The sequence below is a fragment of the Streptomyces sp. NPDC085866 genome (assembly GCF_044541035.1).
Classification (GTDB): domain Bacteria; phylum Actinomycetota; class Actinomycetes; order Streptomycetales; family Streptomycetaceae; genus Streptomyces.
The window spans coordinates 113143-131122 of the sequence record NZ_JBITSQ010000005.1; the positions used below are offsets into that span (position 1 = coordinate 113143).

A 17980-nucleotide genomic window follows, 5' to 3' on the forward strand; every position below is an offset into this window, starting at 1 on the left:
GCACGGACGTCCGGTGGCCCGGAGCCGTCGCGGGCGAGCAGTGTGTCGGCTCGGGCGCATGCCGTTCACCGGCTCGCGCACAGGGCCCGCAGGCTCCGTCCGTCCGGGTCGCTTGCGGGCGGGATGTCCGCACGGGCTCGGCCTCCGTACGTCCTGGCACGGACGTCCGGTGGCCCGGAGCCGTCGCGGGCGAGCAGTGTGTCGGCTCGGGCGCATGCCGTTCACCGGCTCGCGCACAGGGCCCGCAGGCTCCGTCCGTCCAGGTCGTCGGCGAGCAGGATGTCCGCACCGGCACGCCCCTGTCACCGCCCCGCGCGGACGGTCGGCCGGTCCGAGAGGTCGAGGGTGGCGGCGAGCAGGCGTACCAGTTCGTGGCAGTGGTACAGCGGACGGCCCTGGTCGTCCAGGCCGGACAGGTCCAGCAGGGCGGTGTCGACGAGGGCCTCCAGCGCGTTCTCCGCCGCGTCCTCCGTCAGGCCGAGCCGGTCCGCCGCCCACTGGGCGCAGAACGGCTCGCCGCCCAGCCCGGGGTCCGCGAGCCCGGCCAGGACGTCGTGCACCGTGGGCGGCAGCGGCTCGACGGAGGAGCGCAGGACCCGGCTCAGGTCCAGGTCGCCGAAGGAGAGTTCGGCGAGCCGCACGGCGGGGTCGGCGAGCCGGGCCGCGAGCCGCGCCGCGGTCCAGTGCGGGCGGGCGGCGAGGCGGGCGCCGGTGATCGACAGCGCGAGCGGCAGCCCGCCGCAGTACGCCACCAGATCGTCGGCCGCGTCCGGGTCGTCGTCCAGCCGCTGCCGGCCCGCCCGGGCGGCGAGCAGCTCCAGCGACGCCGCGTCGTCCAGCAGTGACAGTGCCAGTGTGTCCCCGCCGGCCACCCGCGCCAGCCGGCTCCGGCTGGTGATCAGGACCGCCGAGTCACCGGCCGGCAGCAGCGGCGCGAGCTGCCGGTCGCCGCTGACGTTGTCGAGCACCAGCAGCAGCCGCCGCTCGGCCGTGCGCGCCCGGTACAGCCGTACCAGCTCGTCCAGATCGCCGGCCGGCAGCGCGTGGTCGCTCTCGCCGAGCGCCCGCAGCAGCTGGGCGAGGACCGCGCGCGGGGCCCGCGGGGCGCCGTCGAGTCCGCACAGCTCGGCGAAGAGCAGCCCGTCGGGGAAGAGTCCGCCGCTCTCGGCCGCCGCCCGCACCGCGAGCGCCGTCTTGCCGAGACCGGCCATGCCGGTCACCAGGATCCGTCGCGGCGCACCGCCGCCCTGGCCGAGACGCCCCCGCAGCGCCTCGAGTTCGCGCTCCCTGCCGACGAGTTCGCCGTCCGTGGCAGGCAGCATCGACGGCACGGGCCGCGCGGCCGGCTGCGTGCCGCGCCGCGGTCCCAGCCCCAGCTCGCCGCCCAGCACGGCCTGGTACGTGGAGCCCAGTGCCTCGCCGGGGTCGATGCCGAGCTGTTCGGCCAGCACCTTGCGGCCCTCGTAGTAGGTGTGCAGCGCGTCGGCCTGCCGGCCGCAGCGGTACAGCGCGGTCATCAGCTGGGCCCGCAGCCGCTCCCGTACCGGGAACTCGGCGACCAGTGCGGTCAGTTCGGCCATCACCTGCTCGTGCCGCCCCAGCTCCAGGTCCGCCTCGAGGCGCGACTCCAGGGCGAGCATCCGCTCCTCCTCGAGCGGTGCCAGCTCGGCGTCCAGCATGTGCTCGGTGACGTTCGCCAGCGCGGCTCCCCGCCACTGCCCGAGCGCCTCGCGCAGCAGGTCGGCGGCCTCCTCGAAGCGCCGTTCCGCCAGCGCCCGCCGCCCGTCCCGCTCCCGCCTGCGGAACTCCACGAGGTCCACGACGGCACCGGGGGCGCGCAGCACGTACCCGGGGGGCCGCCGTACGATCTCGACCTCCTCGCCGAGCTGCTTGCGCAGCCGCGACATGTACGTGTAGATCTGCGCGCTCGCCGTCGCCGGCGGCTCCCACCCCCACAACAGTGCGCTCAGGCGGCTGTCGGACACCACCCGCTCCTGGGCGAGCAGCATCGTCGCCAGCACCGTGTGCATCTTCGAACCGGAGAGGGCAACCCGCTCACCCCCTCGCCACGCCTCCACTGGCCCAAGGACCCGGAACTCCATGGGACACCACCCCCTTCTGGTGCGGCCAGCCATCTCTACGGTTCCCGAAGCTAGAGAGGGGCGTTATTGGCGGGTTATCGCCGGGGAGCCGGCCGCACTGGGGAACGCCGTGGTGAGGGTGCGCAGCGGAGAAATATAGGCAGGCCCGGCACGGTGAGAGCGCCGCCCGTCCTTCACAGAGAGGCCTCACCGTGCCCCGCGACCTCGACCTGTTGCCCCCGGACACCTCCCACCGTCTGCTGTCGCTGCTGGACGACGCCCGCGTCCCGTACCGCCTGATACCGCACGCGCCCGAGGGCCGTACGGACCTCGCGTCGGAGCTGCGCGGCCATCCGCTGGACCAGGCCGCCAAGTGCCTGGTGGTGCGGGTGAGCACCGGCCGCCGCAGCCGCCGCTACGTCCTGGCCGTCGTACCCGGCGACCGCCGCCTGGACATGACCCGGGTGCGCGAGCTGTACGGCGGCACGGACGCCGCCTTCGCCGCACGCGAGGTGGCCGAAAGACTGTCGGGCTGCGTGAGCGGCTGCGTCGTGCCGTTCACGTTCCACCCGGACCTGGAACTGGTCGTCGACACCGCCCTGCTGGACAACGACCGGATCTACTTCAACGCGGCCCGCCTCGACCTGTCGATCGCCGTGCCGGTGTCCGCGTACGTCACCCTGACCCGCCCCCGCACGGCCCCGCTGACCACCCCGCCGCTGGCGGGCGTCCTCGGCCCCGCCATGGACGTGCCGCGGGAGCAGCGCTCCTAACGGCCCATGGCCGGATACGGCGCCGGATCCGTCACCCAGCCCGCCATCAGCACCAGCCGGGACTCGCGGTCGACCGCGAGGAAGCCGAAGGGGCGGTCGAAGGCCACCCGCACGACCGTCGTCTCGTAGCGGTACTGCGGGACGCCGGCGCCGTATCTCGGCATGACCGCCGTCACCGCCGCCGCCCGGAAGCCGAGCGCGCCGAACCGGGCGAGGGCGGACTGACGGGCGTCCTGGACGGCGAGCGGCATGACGCTGATGCCCGGGAAGTGGCCCTGATCGGCGTTCTGGGCCGTGGTGAGTCCGAACAGGGTGTGCAGCGCCAGCAGATCGTGGTCGGCGCGCACCTCGTACGCCACCGTCCGCACGTCCAGCGTGATCGGCTCCGGCGCGAGCGCGGGCTGCTGTTCCACGTGCAGGCCGGGCCCGACATGCCCGAACGGCAGCTGCCCGCCCCCGGTGACCGCGAGCGTGCGCTCCACGACCCCGACCCCGGCCGTGAGCACCTGCCCCGGGGCCATCCGCTCCTCGCCGAGCACCAGATGGACGTCGATGCCGTTGTCGCCGGGCACCGTCAGCGCGGTCACGAAGCCGGCCGGCGTGCTCGTCACGCCGACCCGGTCCGGCCGCACGCTCCTGCGGTGCAGCCCGAGCAGCGAACGGCCCTGCCAGGGACCGGAGTCCGGGCGCAGCATCGTCTCGGTGAACGGCTGCCGCCAGTCCGTGCGCAGCGTGAGCGCACTGGCCAGCACCATCCGTGCTTCCCGTGTCAGCGTCACCGGCATGCGCTCGACCAGCCCGCCGGTCCGTTCGGCCGCCCAGGCGTCCAGTCGCTCCTGCGCGGTGACGAGGTCCTCCCCGAACACCCCGTACGTCCCGGCCGGCAGCCCGGCCCGCCACTCCTCGCGCAGCTGCAGCAGCTCGTGCGTCCACAGGCCGAGCGCCGCGTCCAGGCCGGACACCGACTGCAGCCCGGCCAGCAACTCCCGTGCGGCGGCGGCCGCCCGGTCCGCGGGCACGCCGAGCGCCCCGGCCAGCTCGGCCCGTGCGGCGCCCGTCGCGCCGTCCGCGAGGAAGGCCAGCAGGGGCCAGACCCCGGCCGCCGAGAACGCCGTACCCTCCGGTGCCGCTGCCGCCGCCCACCGTGCGGTGAGCCCGTTCACCGCACCCACGGTGGCGCTCACCACCCGGCTGTCCGCCCGGGCTTCCACCCTCATTCCGCCCCCACTCGTGCCCCGCTTACCATGCGCCCAGTCGTACGTCGGTCCAGCCGTCGGCCCCAGGGCCCGTCTGACCATTCCCACCGCCCGACCCAGGAGCACGGTACCGGTGTCCATACCCCCGCCCCCCGGCCCCCACCAGCCACAAGGGCCGTATCAGCCACCCCAGCAGTACCCGCAGGGGCCGTACGGGCCGCCGTCGCACCCGCAGCCGCAGGGCCCGCAGAGCCCCTACGGGCCGTACCAGCCATGGGTGCAGGGCTACAGCCCCTACAACCAGCCCGCGCCCGTCAACGGACTCGCCATCACCTCGCTCGTGTTCGGTGTGCTGTGCTGTCTGCCGGGTGTGGGGCTGCTGCTCGGGCTGATCGCGCTGCGGCAGATCGGCCGACGGGGCGAGCGCGGCAAGGGGCTGGCGATCGGCGGCTCGGTGCTGTCCGGGCTCGGGCTCGCGCTGTGGGTGCTGATGCTCGCCACGGGCGGCGCTTCCTCCTTCTGGGAGGGCGTCAAGGAGGGCGCACGCAACGGCGCGAGCATCTCGCTGGTCAAGGGCGAGTGCTTCGACGCGCCCGGCGGAAGCCTCGGCGGCGAGACCAGCGACGTCGACAAGGTCCCCTGCTCCGGCGAGCACGACGGCGAGGTGTTCGCCTCCTTCCGGCTGAAGGACGGCACCTATCCCGGCGACGACTCGGTCAGTAGTACCGCCGACGAGCGCTGCTACGGCCTCCAGGACGCCTACGCGATGGACGGCTGGGCCGTGCCCGACGACGTCGACGTCTACTACCTCACGCCCACCGAGGGCAGTTGGTCCGCCGGGGACCGGGAGGTCACCTGCGTGTTCGGCAACGTGACCGAGGGCGCGAACCTCACCGGCTCGCTGCGCAACGACGCGACCGTCCTGGACCCCGACCAGGTCGCCTATCTGAAGGCGGCTCACGTCCTCAACGCGGCCCTGGCCACGGCCCCCGACACGGAGTACGTCGAGGACGACCTGCCGGGGCACAAGAAGTGGGCGGGCCGGGTGTCGGCCGCGCTGGCCGAGCAGGCCCGGATGCTGCGCGCGAACGAGTGGCCCGCCGACGCCGTGGGGCAGGTCACCGTGCTCGCGTCCGACCTGGACAAGGCGCGCGCGGAGTGGGCGAAGGCCGCGCAGGCGAAGGGCCTGGACGCCTTCTACCGGCACTACGACACCGGGCTCAAACTGCTCGACCCGAAGAAGGCGGTCCCCGCGCGCAAAGCCCTGGGCCTGGAGACCACCCCGCCGCCCGACGACAAGGGTGACGACCGCTCGGGCGGCTCCTCCGGCGGCGGGAGCGGGGGCGCGCTGGCGGTGTGATCGCGCCGGGGCGTGATCACGCAGAGGTGTGACCGTGGCTATAACGGGGAGAGAGTGCCTGGGTAAAGCACTCCCCGGCCACATGTCATCACATCGAGTGATTCTCTGGCCTTTGCTTGCATGGCACAACCCACGGTTGCCAGGCTGTTGCTGTCTGTACAACCTGATGGGAGCGGCCAGTGACTTTCGGTGAGCAGCCGGCGTACCTGCGTGTCGCGGGTGATCTCCGCAAGAAGATCGTCGACGGTTCGCTGCCGCCCCACACCCGGCTCCCCTCCCAGGCCCGTATCCGCGAGGAGTACGGCGTCTCGGACACGGTCGCGCTGGAGGCCCGCAAGGTGCTGATGGCCGAGGGTCTGGTCGAGGGCCGCTCCGGCTCGGGGACCTATGTGCGCGAGCGCCCGGTGCCCCGGCGCCTGGCCCGCTCCGGATTCCGGCCGCCCTCCGGCGCCACGCCCTTCCGGCAGGAGCAGGCCGACGCCACGGTGCGTGGCACCTGGGAGTCCAGCAGCGAGCAGGCCGAGGCCGGGGCCGCCATCGCCGAGCGGCTCGGTCTCAAGCCCGGCGAGCGGGTGATGCGCACCAGGTACCTGTTCCGGGACGCGGGGGAGCCGATGATGCTCTCCACCTCCTGGGAGCCCCTTGCCGTCACCGGCCGCACGCCCGTGATGCTGCCCGAGGAGGGCCCGCTCGGCGGCATGGGTGTCGTCGAGCGCATGCGCGCCATCGACGTCATCGTGGACAACGTCACCGAGGAGGTCGGCGCGCGCCCCGGCCTCGCCGAGGAACTGCACGTCCTCGGCGGCGTCCCCGGGCATGTCGTCCTCGTCATCCAGCGCACCTACTACGCCTCCGGCCGCCCCGTGGAGACCGCCGACGTCGTGATCCCCGCCGACCGTTACCGGGTCGCGTACCACCTGCCAGTGAAGTAGCGCACACCCCCGCACGCTCCCGAGGCGGGCGTCCGCACCCGGCGATCGGCTCCCGGCCGCTGCAATCCGGCCGTTTTCCCAGGTGATCCAGGGTCCGCCCGATATGCCCCCGACGCACGACAGAGGTGGGTAGGGCGGCGCGTTCCCCATCGCGCGCCCCCTGCGTTCTGGCTGGTTGCGTACCTCTTTGTGAAAAGGCGTATTCGCTCCGTGAAGGTAGGGCGTACGCTCGGGCATATGCGGATTGCGGTTTCCTTGGGAGGGGCACGACGGGGGCCCGGGAAGGGATGGGGGTCCCTCTGCAGTGAGGGTCCCTCCCGCGCGAGCGAAGTCGAGCGTGGGGGAGAAGTCCGGAGTGGGGGAGGGCGGGGCGGTGCGAGAAGGAACGGTGGGGGCGATGAGTGAGGGCACGGTCTCCCTGCCCTGGATCGTCATAAGGCAGGACGACAACGGCAATCGCTACCGCGTGGGACGGTACGCGACCCGGGCCGAGGCGCAGAAGATCGCCGACAGTCTCGACGACCGCGGCCACAAGCAGCTCTACTGGGTCGAACGCATCGGCCAGAACGGCGACGGCGCCCACAACTGACCTCAGGCGCGCTCAACTGACCACTGACGCGCTCCCGTAGGCTCCGCTCCATGACCGAACGGATCGTGGTGGTGGGAGCCGCCCTGCTCGACGCCGGCCGGCTGCTCGCCGCGCGGCGCAGCGCGCCTCCCGAGCTGGCCGGGCGCTGGGAGCTGCCCGGCGGCAAGGTCGAGTCCGGTGAGCGGCCCGAGGACGCCCTGGTGCGCGAACTGCGCGAGGAACTCGGCATCGACACCGAGGCGGTCGAGCGCGTGCCGGGGGAGTGGCCCCTGCGATCCCCGTACGTCCTCCAGGTGTGGACCGCGCGCCTGCGCCCCGGCTCCGCCGCCCCCCGCCCCCTTGAGGACCACGACGACGTGCGCTGGCTGACTCCGGACGAGATCTGGGATGTGAACTGGCTCGACCAGGACGTCCCTGCGGTCGTGGAGGTGGTCGCCCGCTGGGGCGCGACAAGCCACGACAATCCTGCAGCCGCCCGACAGTCGCACCGCCCGAGCTCTTAGGCGCACGCTGCCCCGAGCTCTTGGACGCACGCTGCCCCGAGCGGCGCGCACGCGCCCTTTACGCCGTTCGTGCCACCGTGCGCCCTTCCGCACGGTAACGCTTCCCGGATACCGGGTATGTCCCCATTAACCCCACGAAACCGGACATGGGTGGGCTCGTTGGCCTGGGAAGTGATCGGCGTGATCGACACCGAAGGTGACTGCGCCGAGTGGACCTTTCCCGCGGAACCCGGCGCCGTGCGCACCGCCCGCGCCGCGGTCCGGGGCAAGTTGCGCGGCTGGGACCTCGACTGTCTCGCCGATCTGGCCGCACTGCTGGTCAGCGAGCTGGTGACGAACTCCCTGCGGCATGCGACCGGGCCGATCGGCGTACGTCTGGTACGCCCCGCCGGGCTCGGCGACACGCTGCTGGTCGAGGTCTCCGACCCGCTGCCGGACCCGCCGCGCGAGCGCGTCGCCCACCCCGAGGACGAGAGCGGCCGTGGTCTGCAACTGGTCGCCGGCTCCTCGCGCCGCTGGGGCACCCGGCCCGGCGACACCGGAAAGACCGTCTGGTTCGAACTGGCGGTGCCCGGGTGAGCCTGGTGTACAGGCCACCGTGCGCCGTCCATGCTGCGATGTGCGCCCGGCACAGGTGTGGGGATGTGTGATTCGAGGGCGTGTTCCCTGGTTAGAAGAGTGGATGTGTTGTCGCAGTCAGGTCCGAAAAACGCCTGGACCGAGCTGTGATCGTGAACACCGTGTCGTGCGGCGCCGTAGTGCTGGATACTGCGGGCAGCCGCCCCCGGTGACCGGTGCCGGGCGCGGTGAGCTGGAGGGGACGGTTCGCGTGAGCGAGATACCAGCGAAGGCCACGGAGTCCGAGGACCCGTCGGGCGGCGCGAGGGGCCAGGCCGCACGGACCGCGGCGACCGGCGACGCCATGTGGCAGAGCAGTCCGCCCGGCTCGATCTACGACTACATCAGGGTCGCGTCCTTCTCCATCAGCCCCGGCGGGTTGGTCGACCAGTGGAGCCTGCGCGCCGAGCAGCTCTTCGGCATCCCCGCCGAACGCGCCGTCGGCATGGACCCCATCGAGGCCTTCATCGATCCCGACCTGTACGAGCGCGGCCAGCGCAAGATGGCCGAAATCCTCGACGGGCGGGAGTGGACCGGGGTGGTCCCCTTCCGGATGCCGGACCGGCCGGACGGGGCGCGCGGCGAGGAGGGGCTCGCCGAGGTCTACGTCATGCCCACCCGGACCGCCGAGGGCGACAAGGCCGCCGTCTGCATAGTGGTGGACGTGCGCACCCTGCGCAGCATCGAGACCGACCTCGCCGCCTCGCAGGCGATTTTCGGTCAATCCCCCTTCGGCTTCCTGCTGATCGACATCGACCTCAGGGTGCGCCGCGCCAACATGCGCTTCGCCTCCATCTTCGGCGGAACCCCGGACGACCACCGTGGCAAGGGAGTTCACGACTACCTCCCGCGTGGTGAGGCCGAGCGGGTTTCGGCCACCCTGCGCCGGGTGCTGGAGACCGGCGACTCCATCACCGACATGCATGTCACGGGCTTCGTCCCGGGCTCCGAGGAACGCCGGCACTGGTCCGTCAACCTCTACCGCGTGCACAGCGGCAGCGGCCGGCCCATCGGCATCGCCTGGCTCGGCACCGACATCACCGCCCGCCGCGCCGCAGCCCGCGAGGCGGCCGCGGCCCGGCGCAACCTCGCCCTGCTCAACGAGGCCGGCGCCCGCATAGGGAACTCCCTGGACCTGGAGACCACGGCCCGCGAACTCCTCGACGTCGTCGTCCCCGGCTTCTGTGACCTCGCCACCGTCGACCTCTACCAGGGCCTGCTGACCGGCGACGAGACCCCGCCCGGCCTCGCCGACGGCAGCGCGGCACTGCGCCGTGTCGCCTTCGCCAGCGCCGTCTCGGACGCGCCGTTCAGCGGCTCCGGCGAACCCGTCGCGGTCGGCGCGGTCCACCACTTCCCGTTCAACTCGCCCTGCGCGGACGCCCTGCGCACCGCCCGCCCGCAGCGCGTCCCCGCCGAGGACGGCGGTCTCGTGCAGTCCATGCTGGTGGTGCCGATGGTCGCCCACGACACCGTCGTGGGTCTCGCCCAGTTCGCCCGCACGAAGGGCAGCGAGCCGTTCGGCGACCGCGACCGGGACCTCGCGGTGGAACTGGCCGCGCGGGCCGCCGTCTGCATCGACAACGCCCGCCTGTACCGCCGCGAGCACGAACGCGCGCTGATACTGCAGCGGTCCCTGCTCCCGCCCGGCGACCCCGAGGCGTCCGGCCTCGACATCGCGTGCCGCTACCTGCCCGGCAACGCGGCGACCGAGGTCGGCGGCGACTGGTTCGACGTGATCGAACTCCCCGGCCACCGCACGGCCTTGGTGGTCGGGGACGTCATGGGCCGGGGTCTGCGCGCCGCGGTCGCGATGGGTGAACTCCGCACCGCGGTCCGCACACTGGCCCTGCTCGACCTCGAACCGGCCGAGGTCCTCTCGGCGTTGGACGAGATCGCCCGTGGCCTCGGCACCCCCGGCGGCGTCCAGCAGGCCACCCGCGCCGCCCGCCAGCCCCGCGACGCCGACCTCTCCGAGGTCTATCTCGCCACCTGCGTGTACGCGGTCTACGACTCGGTGACCAGACGCTGCACGTTCGCCAACGCCGGCCACCTTCCCCCGGTGCTGGTGGAACCCGGCGAGGCGGCCCTGATGCTCGACGTGCCGCCGGGCATGCCGCTGGGCGTGGGCGGCGAACCCTTCGAGGAGGTGGAGGTCGAACTCCCGGAGGGCGCCCTGCTCGCCCTCTACACGGACGGCCTGGTCGAGTCCCGCGACCACCCCCTGGACGAGGGCCTCCAGGCCTTCGTCGGCGCACTCACCGACCCCGCCCACCCGTCACCCGACCGCCACCCCTCGACGACGGCGCTGCGCGCCGACACCCATCGAAACCTGGAGGACGTCTGCGACCACGTCCTCAACACCCTCGACACCCACCACGGCGAGGACGACATCGCCCTGCTGATGGCCCGGGTCCAGGGCCTGCCCGCCGACTCCGTCGGCGACTGGACGCTGCCGCGCGAGCCCCGCAGTGTGGGGCGGGCCCGTGAGTACGCCCGCGCACAGCTGCTCAGCTGGGACATGGAACCCCTGGTCGACACCACGGAACTCCTGGTCAGCGAGCTGGTCACCAACGCGCTGCGCTACGGCGAGGGCGAGATAAGGCTCCGGTTGCTGCTGGACCGCACCCTGGTCTGCGAGGTCTGGGACTCCGGCCTGGTCCAGCCCCGCCGCCGCCGCGCCCGCGACACCGACGAGGGGGGCCGGGGCCTGCAACTGGTCGGCCTGCTCAGCGCGGCGTGGGGCTCGCGCCGTACCCCGCGCGGCAAGACCGTCTGGTTCGAACTCCCGCTCCCCGGAGGCGAGAACAGCCTGACGGACCCGGCGGAGGCGCTGCTCAGCCTCTTCTGACGCACCGACCTGGGGGGGCTACGCCCCCAGATCCCCGTTCCCGACTCGGTCGGCTACGGGGGCACGGCTACCGAAGATGTCGGCGGCCCCGGGTCTCCGGGCCGCCGAAGCCGGCCGGGGGACCGCCGTCCGGCTCCTCGGCCAGCAGGATTCCGCCGAGAACGGCACCGGTGAGACCGGTGGCGTGGCCGTCGGCGTACGGGTTCCCGTGGGTCCGCACATCGCGTTCGGCCAGATCGCGGGCCTCTCGGGCGAGTACGTCCGCGTCGGCCCCCGAGCCGAGCGCCCGTTCCGCCTCCGCCAGCAGGGCCCGTGCCTCCGCGCCCACCGCCCCCCGGTGCACCGCGATGAAGTCCTCGGCCCCACCGAGCGCGCTGCACGACACGAGCCGCGCGGCCGCCTCCACCACCCCCGACCGCCCCACCTCCAGTCGCTCCACCGCCCGGGCGATGCGCCGCAGCGCGTCCAGCGGGTCGTACGGGCCGGCGGTCAGCTCCGCGCGTACGGCGGCCAGCACCCCGTCGGCGTGGGCGATCCGCGCATGCAGCTCACCGGGGGCCAGCAGGGCCCGCCCGCCGTCCCGCCGTGCCTCGGCGATCTCCGCCTCCCCGCCGGTCAGCGCGGCCGGCACCAGCGCGGCCGCCTCCCGCAGCTGTGCCGCGAGCCGCTCGACCCCGCCGACGAGAACACCGGCCTGGGCGACCCCCCCTTCGGCCGCGCGCAGCCGGCGGGCCGCCCGCTGTCCGTCCCCCGAATCGGCCGCCTGACGGGACTCGTTGAGCTGGAACGTGGCGAACACCAGCCGGTCCTTGGCCTGTTCGACATACCCGGTGACGGGGACCCCGGCCGAGGGCGCGTACCGCTGGTGCAGCTCCGCCGCCGTGGCCTGGGCCGCCGCCGTCCGCGCGGTCAGCTCCCGGAACCGCCCCTCGGCGACCTCCAGCGCCGCCCCCACCCCCTGCTCCAGCCCCCGCAGCCGGTCCAGCCCCTCCGCCTCGGCATCCAGCCGCCGCCCCGCTTCCGCGCACCGCCCGACCACTCCCACCAGCGCCTGCCGCCGGGCACTCGCGTCCCCCGGAACCCCCTCCTCGTACCGCCGCCATATCGCGAACGCGGCCGACAGCTCGGTCTCCGCGGCCCGCAGGGCGTGTACGAACGGCTTGGCCGCCTCCCTGCCGAACAGCTCCTCGACGAAGGGAAGTTCCTCCCTGCTGCCGCGTACGCAGTCGTCGGCCAGCACCAGCGCGGCGCGGGCCTGCCGCTCGTTCTCGAGCGCGGTGGGCACGGGCGGCGCCGCCGACACCACGCCCGGCGTCGTCCGGGTCCGGGCCCGCCGGGTGCGCCGCAGATAGCCGTACCCGGCCAGCGCCCCGGCCGCACCGACGGCGACCAGCGGCATGAGGAGATCGGTGACGGACGTCCCGTCCTGCTGCGTCGTGGCGGCGCTCGCGACCGGCCCGGCCGGGGAGACGGGAACCGGATCATGCTCACCAGCCGTCATCACCGGCAACACCAGCCACCCGGCCCCCACGAGCGCACCCAGCACGGCATGCGTCACCCGCATCCGTATGTGCGCCTTGGCACGCCGGGGCCGGCCCCGGATCAGGGAGGACGTCACATTTTGGAGCGTATGGGCAGGTAGGCGGCTTCGCGAGTGGGGCGGATACGGCTGGGGGACGAGGAAGACCAGGGGACAGGATTGAACGAGGAGAAGACCGGCGAACCGACGGGCCCGGAGGCCGCCGACGGCGAAAACCTCCCAGAGAGGCCACGGCCGCGCCGCCGGCGCCGCCGCATCGTCATCGTCGTCGCCACCGCACTGCTTCTTCTGTTCCTCCCCCTCCTCACCGCGGAGACAGCCCTCCGCCTCAACTACACCGGCGACCCCGCCAAGGGCACCCACACCCGCGACCGAGACGCCCTCTGGCTCGGCCACGCCTGGGTCGACGGCCGCAAGACCGGCAAGGACGTCAAAGCCCTCGCCCGCCGCCTGCAGGGCACCGGCATCCGCGACCTGTACGTCCACTCGGGCCCGCTGGAACACGACGGCACCCTTCCCAAGTCGGCCTTTCCGAAGGCGCGTTGGCTGATCAAAGCCGTACACCGGGAGATGCCCGGCATCCGCGTCCAGGCCTGGCTGGGCGACAAGCTGGCCGGTGAGACCCCCAACGGCCTGCACCTGGAGCGCGCCGCCACCCGCAGCGCCGTCGTCGCCTCGACCCGCCGGATCCTGGCCGCCGGCTTCGAGGGCGCCCACTTCGACCTGGAGCCCCTGCACTCCGGCGACAGCGACTACCTCTCCCTCCTGGACGACCTCCGCGCGCTCACCCACGCCCACCACGCACTGCTCTCCGTCGCGGCCCACCAGATAGACCCGCTGCCCGCGCTTCACTCCCTCGCGGGCCTGACCACCGGCCACCCCAAGTGGTGGTCACAGGCCTACTTCGGCCAGGTGGCCCGGCGGGTGGACCAGATCGCCGTCATGTCGTACGACACCGCGCAGCCGCTGCAGAGCCTGTACGGCGGCTACGTGGCCCAGCAGACCAGCCTCGCCCTGGAGGTCACCCCGGACACCACCGACCTCCTGATGGGCCTGCCCTTCTACCACACCGACAACATGGGCCACTGGGCCGCAGCGGAGACCGTCCCGGCCGCCGTACGCGGCGTCCGACTGGGCCTGTCCCGCACCGACGCCGGCCGCACCCGCTTCGGCGTCGCCCTGTACGTCGACTTCGCGGCGACGGGGGCGGACTGGCGGGCGTACCGGAAGGACTGGGTCGGATGACTACCGAGCCGGGCATTCCGGTGGGACGCTGATCGTCATGCACATGTACTTGGTGGTGGCGGCATGGCTGGCCGTGGCGCTGTTCGCGGCGGGCAGCATCGCGTCCATCGTGGCGGACTGGGTGCCGTGGCCCGCCCGCCGCCGGGTGGTACGGCCGCGGCTGTGGGGGTACGGCACCCTGGTCACGACGCTCGGGCTGAGCCTGCTCCTGCTCCTCGGGCCGTTCGAGGACGCCGGGATCGGCGGCCTCGCGTTCTTCGGCTACCTCGCGCTCTTCCTGGCCGGATTCATCATCCAGGTCCGCGCCCAGAGCCCCGGCCGGAACACTACGAAGACCTCCTCCTGATCTTCGACCCCAGCCAGACCAGCGGGTCGTACTTGCGGTCCACCGCGCGCTCCTTCAGCGGGATCAGCGCGTTGTCCGTGATCTTGATGTCCTCCGGGCAGACCTCCGTGCAGCACTTGGTGATGTTGCAGTAGCCGAGGCCGTGCTCGTCCTGGGCGGTGCTCTTGCGGTCCAGGCCGGTCTCCTCCGCCGCGTCCAGCGGGTGCATGTCCAGCTCCGCGACCCGCATCAGGAAGCGCGGCCCGGCGAACGCCGTCTTGTTCTCCTCGTGGTCGCGGACGACATGGCAGGTGTTCTGGCACAGGAAGCACTCGATGCACTTGCGGAACTCCTGCGAGCGGTCTACGTCCTCCTGGAACATGCGGTACTCGCCGGGGCCCACTCCGGCGGGGGGTACGAAGGCCGGAACCTCCCTGGCCTTCTGGTAGTTGAAGCCGACGTCGGTCACCAGGTCACGGATCACCGGGAAGGTGCGCAGCGGGGTGACGGTGATCGTCTCGTCCCGGGTGAACACCGACATGCGCGTCATGCACATCAGCCGTGGGCGCCCGTTGATCTCCGCCGAGCACGAACCGCACTTGCCCGCCTTGCAGTTCCAGCGCACGGCCAGGTCGGGTGTCTGGGTCGCCTGGAGCCGGTGGATGATGTCCAGCACCACCTCCCCGTCGTGGACCTCGACCCTGAAGTCCTCCAGGCCGCCGCCCTCCACGTCACCCCGCCACACCTTGAAGCGGGCCTCGTAGCTGCTCACTCGTACAGCTCCTCTTCGGCGAGGTACTTGACCAGCTCCTCCTTCTCGAAGAGGGCGAGCAGGTCCGGGCGGATGGGTTCGGTGGTCTCCCGGGTCAGCCGGATCTGGCCGCGCGCGGGATCGTTCGCCGCGAGGCCCCCGGTGGGGTCGGCGAGCGAGCACAGCAGGTTCGCGTTGCGCCAGGCGCGGTCCATCGTCGGATGGTCCTCGCGGGTGTGGCCGCCGCGCGACTCGGTGCGCTCCAGCGCGGCCCGTGCCACGCACTCGCTGACCAGCAGCATGTTCCGCAGGTCGAGGGCGAGATGCCAGCCCGGGTTGAACTGGCGGTGCCCCTCGACACCGGCCCGCCGGGCCCGTACGCGCAGCTCGGCCAGCTTCTGCAGGGCCTGCTCCATCTCGCCTTCGCGGCGAATGATGCCGACCAGGTCGTTCATGGTCTGCTGGAGTTCCTGGTGCAGGGTGTACGGGTTCTCCGGCGGGCCAGCCTCCGCCTCCGGCCGGGCGGAGAAGGGCTGCAGGGCCTCCGCGGCCGCAGTGTCGACCTGGGCGTCGGCGACCCGGGGGCGCTCGGTCGCGCCCGCCGCGTACTCGGCCGCGTGCCAGCCCGCCCGGCGCCCGAACACCAGCAGGTCGGAGAGCGAGTTGCCGCCCAGCCGGTTGGAGCCGTGCATGCCACCCGCGACCTCACCGGCCGCGAACAGCCCCGGCACCCCGCGCGCCGCCGCGGTCTCGGAGTCGACCGCGATGCCGCCCATCACGTAGTGACAGGTCGGCCCGACCTCCATCGACTCCGCCGTGATGTCGACGTCCGCCAGCTCCTTGAACTGGTGGTACATGGAGGGCAGCCGGCGTTTGATCACCTCGGCCGGCATACGTGTCGACACGTCCAGGAAGACCCCGCCGTGCGGGGAGCCGCGGCCCGCCTTCACCTCGGAGTTGATCGCCCGGGCCACCTCGTCGCGGGGGAGCAGCTCCGGGGGACGCCGGTTGTGGTCCGGGTCGTCGTACCAGCGGTCGCCCTCCTCCTCCGACTCGGCGTACTTCTCCTTGAAGACGTCGGGGATGTAGTCGAACATGAACCGCTTGCCCTCGGAGTTGCGCAGCACCCCGCCGTCCCCGCGCACCGACTCGGTGACGAGGATGCCCTTCACCGACGGCGGCCAGACCATGCCGGTCGGATGGAACTGCACGAACTCCATGTTCAGCAGTGGCGCCCCGGCGAGCAGCGCCAGCGCGTGCCCGTCGCCCGTGTACTCCCACGAGTTGGACGTCACCTTGAAGGACTTGCCGATCCCGCCGGTCGCCACGACCACCGCGGGTGCCTCGAGGACGAAGAACCGGCCGGACTCGCGGTCGTACGCGAAGACCCCGGAGACCCGCCCGCCGCTGTCGGATGCAGCGTCCTTCAGGACCCTGGTGACCGTGCACTCCTGGAAGACCTTCAGCCGGGACTCGTAGTCCCCGGTCTCCCTCTTGTCCTCCTGCTGGAGCGCGACGATCTTCTGCTGGAGGGTGCGGATCAGCTCCAGACCCGTACGGTCGCCGACGTGCGCGAGCCGCGGGTACTCGTGGCCGCCGAAGTTGCGCTGCGAGATCTTCCCGTCCTTCGTACGGTCGAACAGCGCGCCCCAGGTCTCCAGCTCCCACACCCGGTCCGGGGCCTCCTGCGCGTGCAGCTCGGCCATCCGCCACTGGTTGAGGAACTTGCCGCCGCGCAGGGTGTCACGGAAGTGGACCTGCCAGTTGTCGTGCTCGTTGACGTTGGCCATGGCCGCCGCGATGCCGCCCTCGGCCATCACCGTGTGCGCCTTGCCGAACAGCGACTTGCAGATCACCGCCGTACGGGCGCCCCGCTCGCGCGCCTCGATCGCGGCTCGCAGCCCGGCGCCGCCGGCACCGACCACGACGACGTCCCACTCCTGCCGGTCCACCACGGACATCAGTCAGTCCCTCACTAGAAGAAGCGCGGATCGTCGAAGACTCCGGACGCGACGAGATAGACGTAGAAGTCGGCGAACGCCACGCTCAGCAGCGACGCCCAGGCGAGCTGCATGTGCCGGGCGTTGAGCCTTCCGACGAACTGCCACGCCTTGTAGCGCACGGGATGCTTCGAGAAGTGCTTGAGCTTGCCGCCGACGATGTGCCGACAGGAGTGGCAGGAGATCGTGTACGCCCAGATCAGCACGATGTTGACCAGGAAGACCAGGGTGCCGAGGCCCATGTGGCCCCAGCGGTAGTGCTCGTCACGGAAGGACAGCACGGTGTCGTAGGTCAGCACGCCGGCGACCAGCAGGGCGGCGAAGAAGAAGTACCGGTGGACGTTCTGCAGGATGAGCGGGAAGCGGGACTCGCCGGTGTACGTCCGGTGCGGCTCGGCCACGGCGCAGGCGGGCGGGGACGCCCAGAAGCTGCGGTAGTAGGCCTTGCGGTAGTAGTAGCAGGTCAGCCGGAAGCCGAGCGGGAAGATCAGGATGATGATGGCGGGAGAGATGGCCCACCAGTTCCCGAAGAGGTCGGCGTTCGGCCCCGCGTGCATGGTCGCGCAGTTCTGCGCCAGGCACGGTGAGTAGAACGGGGAGACGTACGGCGCCGCGTAGTAGTACGCGTTCGCGAAGGCCCGCCAGGTCGAGTAGACGACGAAGGCGAACAGACCGGCCGCGGTGACGGCGGGCGCCAGCCACCAGCGGTCGGTCCGCAGATGCGGTGCGTCGATCGCGGCGCGCGTACGCGAACGTACGCCGCCGCTGTTCTGTTGAGGTTCCGTACCAGTCGCCAAGGGAGACTCCGGTCGGTTCGGTTCAGGGAGCGTGCCGGTCGCGGGCGCCCAGGCCTTCGTCGTCCGAGTCCGTCCACAGGCTGATGTCGTACGGCGTGTCGGAGATGGTGACGAGGTCGGGCCGGTTCGGGGCGGCCGGGCTGCGCGCCGCGTCCCGCAGCAGCGCGAGGCTCTCGCGCAGATGGTCGGCGTCCATCCGGACCCGGCGCATCTCCAGGCCACCGCTGCCCAGCTGCTTCTCCAGGCGCCCGAGCGACCGGTACAGATCGTCGAGGCTGCGCTGGACGGTTGTCAGTTCGTCGTGCACGGACATGACTTGCCCTCACTTCCACGGGTCCTGCGGGCCCTGGGCGGCAACGTTCATGCGCCTTGGAGTGTTGCGCGTCACACCTGTCGCTGTGAAGAGATGTGCATCGATT

The 17980-nt window shown here is 72.3% G+C and carries 16 protein-coding genes; 9 read left to right on the forward strand and 7 right to left on the reverse strand.

All coding sequences use genetic code 11. The annotated features are described in order from the left end of the window. Positions 1 to 302: 302 nt before the first annotated feature. The gene (locus ACIF83_RS13515) at positions 303 to 2030 is read right to left on the reverse strand and encodes a BTAD domain-containing putative transcriptional regulator (protein WP_393468604.1); all 1728 of its coding nucleotides are present in this window, start codon (positions 2028 to 2030) and stop codon (positions 303 to 305) included. Positions 2031 to 2293: 263 nt separating this feature from the next. Between ACIF83_RS13515 and ACIF83_RS13520 the strand changes: the two genes are divergently transcribed. After that, complete coding sequence (locus ACIF83_RS13520) at positions 2294 to 2854, forward strand: YbaK/EbsC family protein (protein WP_393468607.1); 561 nt, start codon at positions 2294 to 2296, stop codon at positions 2852 to 2854. Here ACIF83_RS13520 and ACIF83_RS13525 read toward each other — a convergent pair. Next, positions 2851 to 4071, reverse strand: a complete 1221-nt coding sequence (locus tag ACIF83_RS13525; RefSeq protein ID WP_399726480.1) for a serpin family protein — start codon at positions 4069 to 4071, stop codon at positions 2851 to 2853. The two genes, ACIF83_RS13520 and ACIF83_RS13525, sit on opposite strands and share 4 nt — an antisense overlap. A 112-nt stretch (positions 4072 to 4183) precedes the next feature. Between ACIF83_RS13525 and ACIF83_RS13530 the strand changes: the two genes are divergently transcribed. The 6 genes from ACIF83_RS13530 (at position 4184) to ACIF83_RS13555 (ending at position 10903) form a co-directional block, all read left to right on the forward strand. Next, complete coding sequence (locus ACIF83_RS13530; RefSeq protein WP_399726483.1) at positions 4184 to 5410, forward strand: DUF4190 domain-containing protein; 1227 nt, start codon at positions 4184 to 4186, stop codon at positions 5408 to 5410. Positions 5411 to 5589: 179 nt separating this feature from the next. Further along, complete coding sequence (locus ACIF83_RS13535; RefSeq protein ID WP_393468617.1) at positions 5590 to 6342, forward strand: GntR family transcriptional regulator; 753 nt, start codon at positions 5590 to 5592, stop codon at positions 6340 to 6342. Between the two features lie 397 nt (positions 6343 to 6739). Next, a complete protein-coding gene (locus tag ACIF83_RS13540; protein ID WP_020942024.1) occupies positions 6740 to 6931 on the forward strand; it encodes an SPOR domain-containing protein in 192 nt (63 codons plus the stop codon). 50 nt (positions 6932 to 6981) lie between these two features. Next, positions 6982 to 7434 (forward strand): (deoxy)nucleoside triphosphate pyrophosphohydrolase, encoded by a 453-nt coding sequence (locus tag ACIF83_RS13545; protein WP_393468621.1) that lies wholly within the window; start codon positions 6982 to 6984, stop codon positions 7432 to 7434. Positions 7435 to 7584: 150 nt separating this feature from the next. After that, positions 7585 to 8013 carry an ATP-binding protein gene (locus ACIF83_RS13550; RefSeq protein WP_393468624.1) on the forward strand — a complete coding sequence of 143 codons (429 nt, stop codon included), beginning with the start codon at positions 7585 to 7587 and terminating at the stop codon, positions 8011 to 8013. 250 nt (positions 8014 to 8263) lie between these two features. Beyond that, positions 8264 to 10903 carry a SpoIIE family protein phosphatase gene (locus ACIF83_RS13555; protein WP_393468627.1) on the forward strand — a complete coding sequence of 880 codons (2640 nt, stop codon included), beginning with the start codon at positions 8264 to 8266 and terminating at the stop codon, positions 10901 to 10903. A 67-nt stretch (positions 10904 to 10970) separates the two neighbouring features. On the opposite strand, the gene ACIF83_RS13560 is transcribed toward ACIF83_RS13555, so the two are convergent. Beyond that, a complete protein-coding gene (locus ACIF83_RS13560; protein ID WP_399726489.1) occupies positions 10971 to 12521 on the reverse strand; it encodes a hypothetical protein in 1551 nt (516 codons plus the stop codon). Between the two features lie 81 nt (positions 12522 to 12602). On the opposite strand from ACIF83_RS13560, the gene ACIF83_RS13565 reads away from it, so the two are divergent. Together ACIF83_RS13565 and ACIF83_RS13570 are read left to right on the forward strand one after the other, a co-directional pair. Then, positions 12603 to 13688 carry a hypothetical protein gene (locus tag ACIF83_RS13565; protein ID WP_399726492.1) on the forward strand — a complete coding sequence of 362 codons (1086 nt, stop codon included), beginning with the start codon at positions 12603 to 12605 and terminating at the stop codon, positions 13686 to 13688. Between the two features lie 37 nt (positions 13689 to 13725). After that, a complete protein-coding gene (locus ACIF83_RS13570) occupies positions 13726 to 14034 on the forward strand; it encodes a hypothetical protein (protein ID WP_393468634.1) in 309 nt (102 codons plus the stop codon). On the opposite strand, the gene ACIF83_RS13575 is transcribed toward ACIF83_RS13570, so the two are convergent. The 4 genes from ACIF83_RS13575 to ACIF83_RS13590 are packed head-to-tail and all read right to left on the reverse strand — an operon-like array spanning position 14015 to position 17874. After that, positions 14015 to 14785, reverse strand: coding sequence for a succinate dehydrogenase/fumarate reductase iron-sulfur subunit (locus ACIF83_RS13575; protein ID WP_398137674.1), 771 nt, complete (start codon positions 14783 to 14785; stop codon positions 14015 to 14017). The two genes, ACIF83_RS13570 and ACIF83_RS13575, sit on opposite strands and share 20 nt — an antisense overlap. Continuing rightward, entirely contained in the window at positions 14782 to 16725 is a 1944-nt protein-coding gene (locus tag ACIF83_RS13580) for a fumarate reductase/succinate dehydrogenase flavoprotein subunit (protein ID WP_399726497.1), read from the reverse strand. Before ACIF83_RS13580 ends, ACIF83_RS13575 begins: the two co-directional genes overlap by 4 nt. 14 nt (positions 16726 to 16739) lie before the next feature. After that, complete coding sequence (locus ACIF83_RS13585; RefSeq protein ID WP_399726500.1) at positions 16740 to 17561, reverse strand: hypothetical protein; 822 nt, start codon at positions 17559 to 17561, stop codon at positions 16740 to 16742. A 22-nt stretch (positions 17562 to 17583) separates the two neighbouring features. Continuing rightward, on the reverse strand, positions 17584 to 17874 hold the full coding sequence (locus ACIF83_RS13590) for a hypothetical protein (RefSeq protein ID WP_393468646.1): 291 nt from the start codon (positions 17872 to 17874) through the stop codon (positions 17584 to 17586). Between the last annotated feature and the right edge of the window lie 106 nt (positions 17875 to 17980).

What these genes read in the sequence shown, in the direction of transcription:
- ACIF83_RS13590 (WP_393468646.1), bottom strand. Translation starts at nt 17,874, where the DNA reads ATGTCCGTGCACGACGAACTGACAACCGTCCAGCGCAGCCTCGACGAT.
- ACIF83_RS13570 (WP_393468634.1), top strand. Translation starts at nt 13,726, where the DNA reads ATGCACATGTACTTGGTGGTGGCGGCATGGCTGGCCGTGGCGCTGTTC.
- ACIF83_RS13515 (WP_393468604.1), bottom strand. Translation starts at nt 2,030, where the DNA reads ATGCACACGGTGCTGGCGACGATGCTGCTCGCCCAGGAGCGGGTGGTG.
- ACIF83_RS13540 (WP_020942024.1), top strand. Translation starts at nt 6,740, where the DNA reads ATGAGTGAGGGCACGGTCTCCCTGCCCTGGATCGTCATAAGGCAGGAC.
- ACIF83_RS13580 (WP_399726497.1), bottom strand. Translation starts at nt 16,725, where the DNA reads ATGTCCGTGGTGGACCGGCAGGAGTGGGACGTCGTCGTGGTCGGTGCC.
- ACIF83_RS13525 (WP_399726480.1), bottom strand. Translation starts at nt 4,071, where the DNA reads ATGAGGGTGGAAGCCCGGGCGGACAGCCGGGTGGTGAGCGCCACCGTG.
- ACIF83_RS13545 (WP_393468621.1), top strand. Translation starts at nt 6,982, where the DNA reads ATGACCGAACGGATCGTGGTGGTGGGAGCCGCCCTGCTCGACGCCGGC.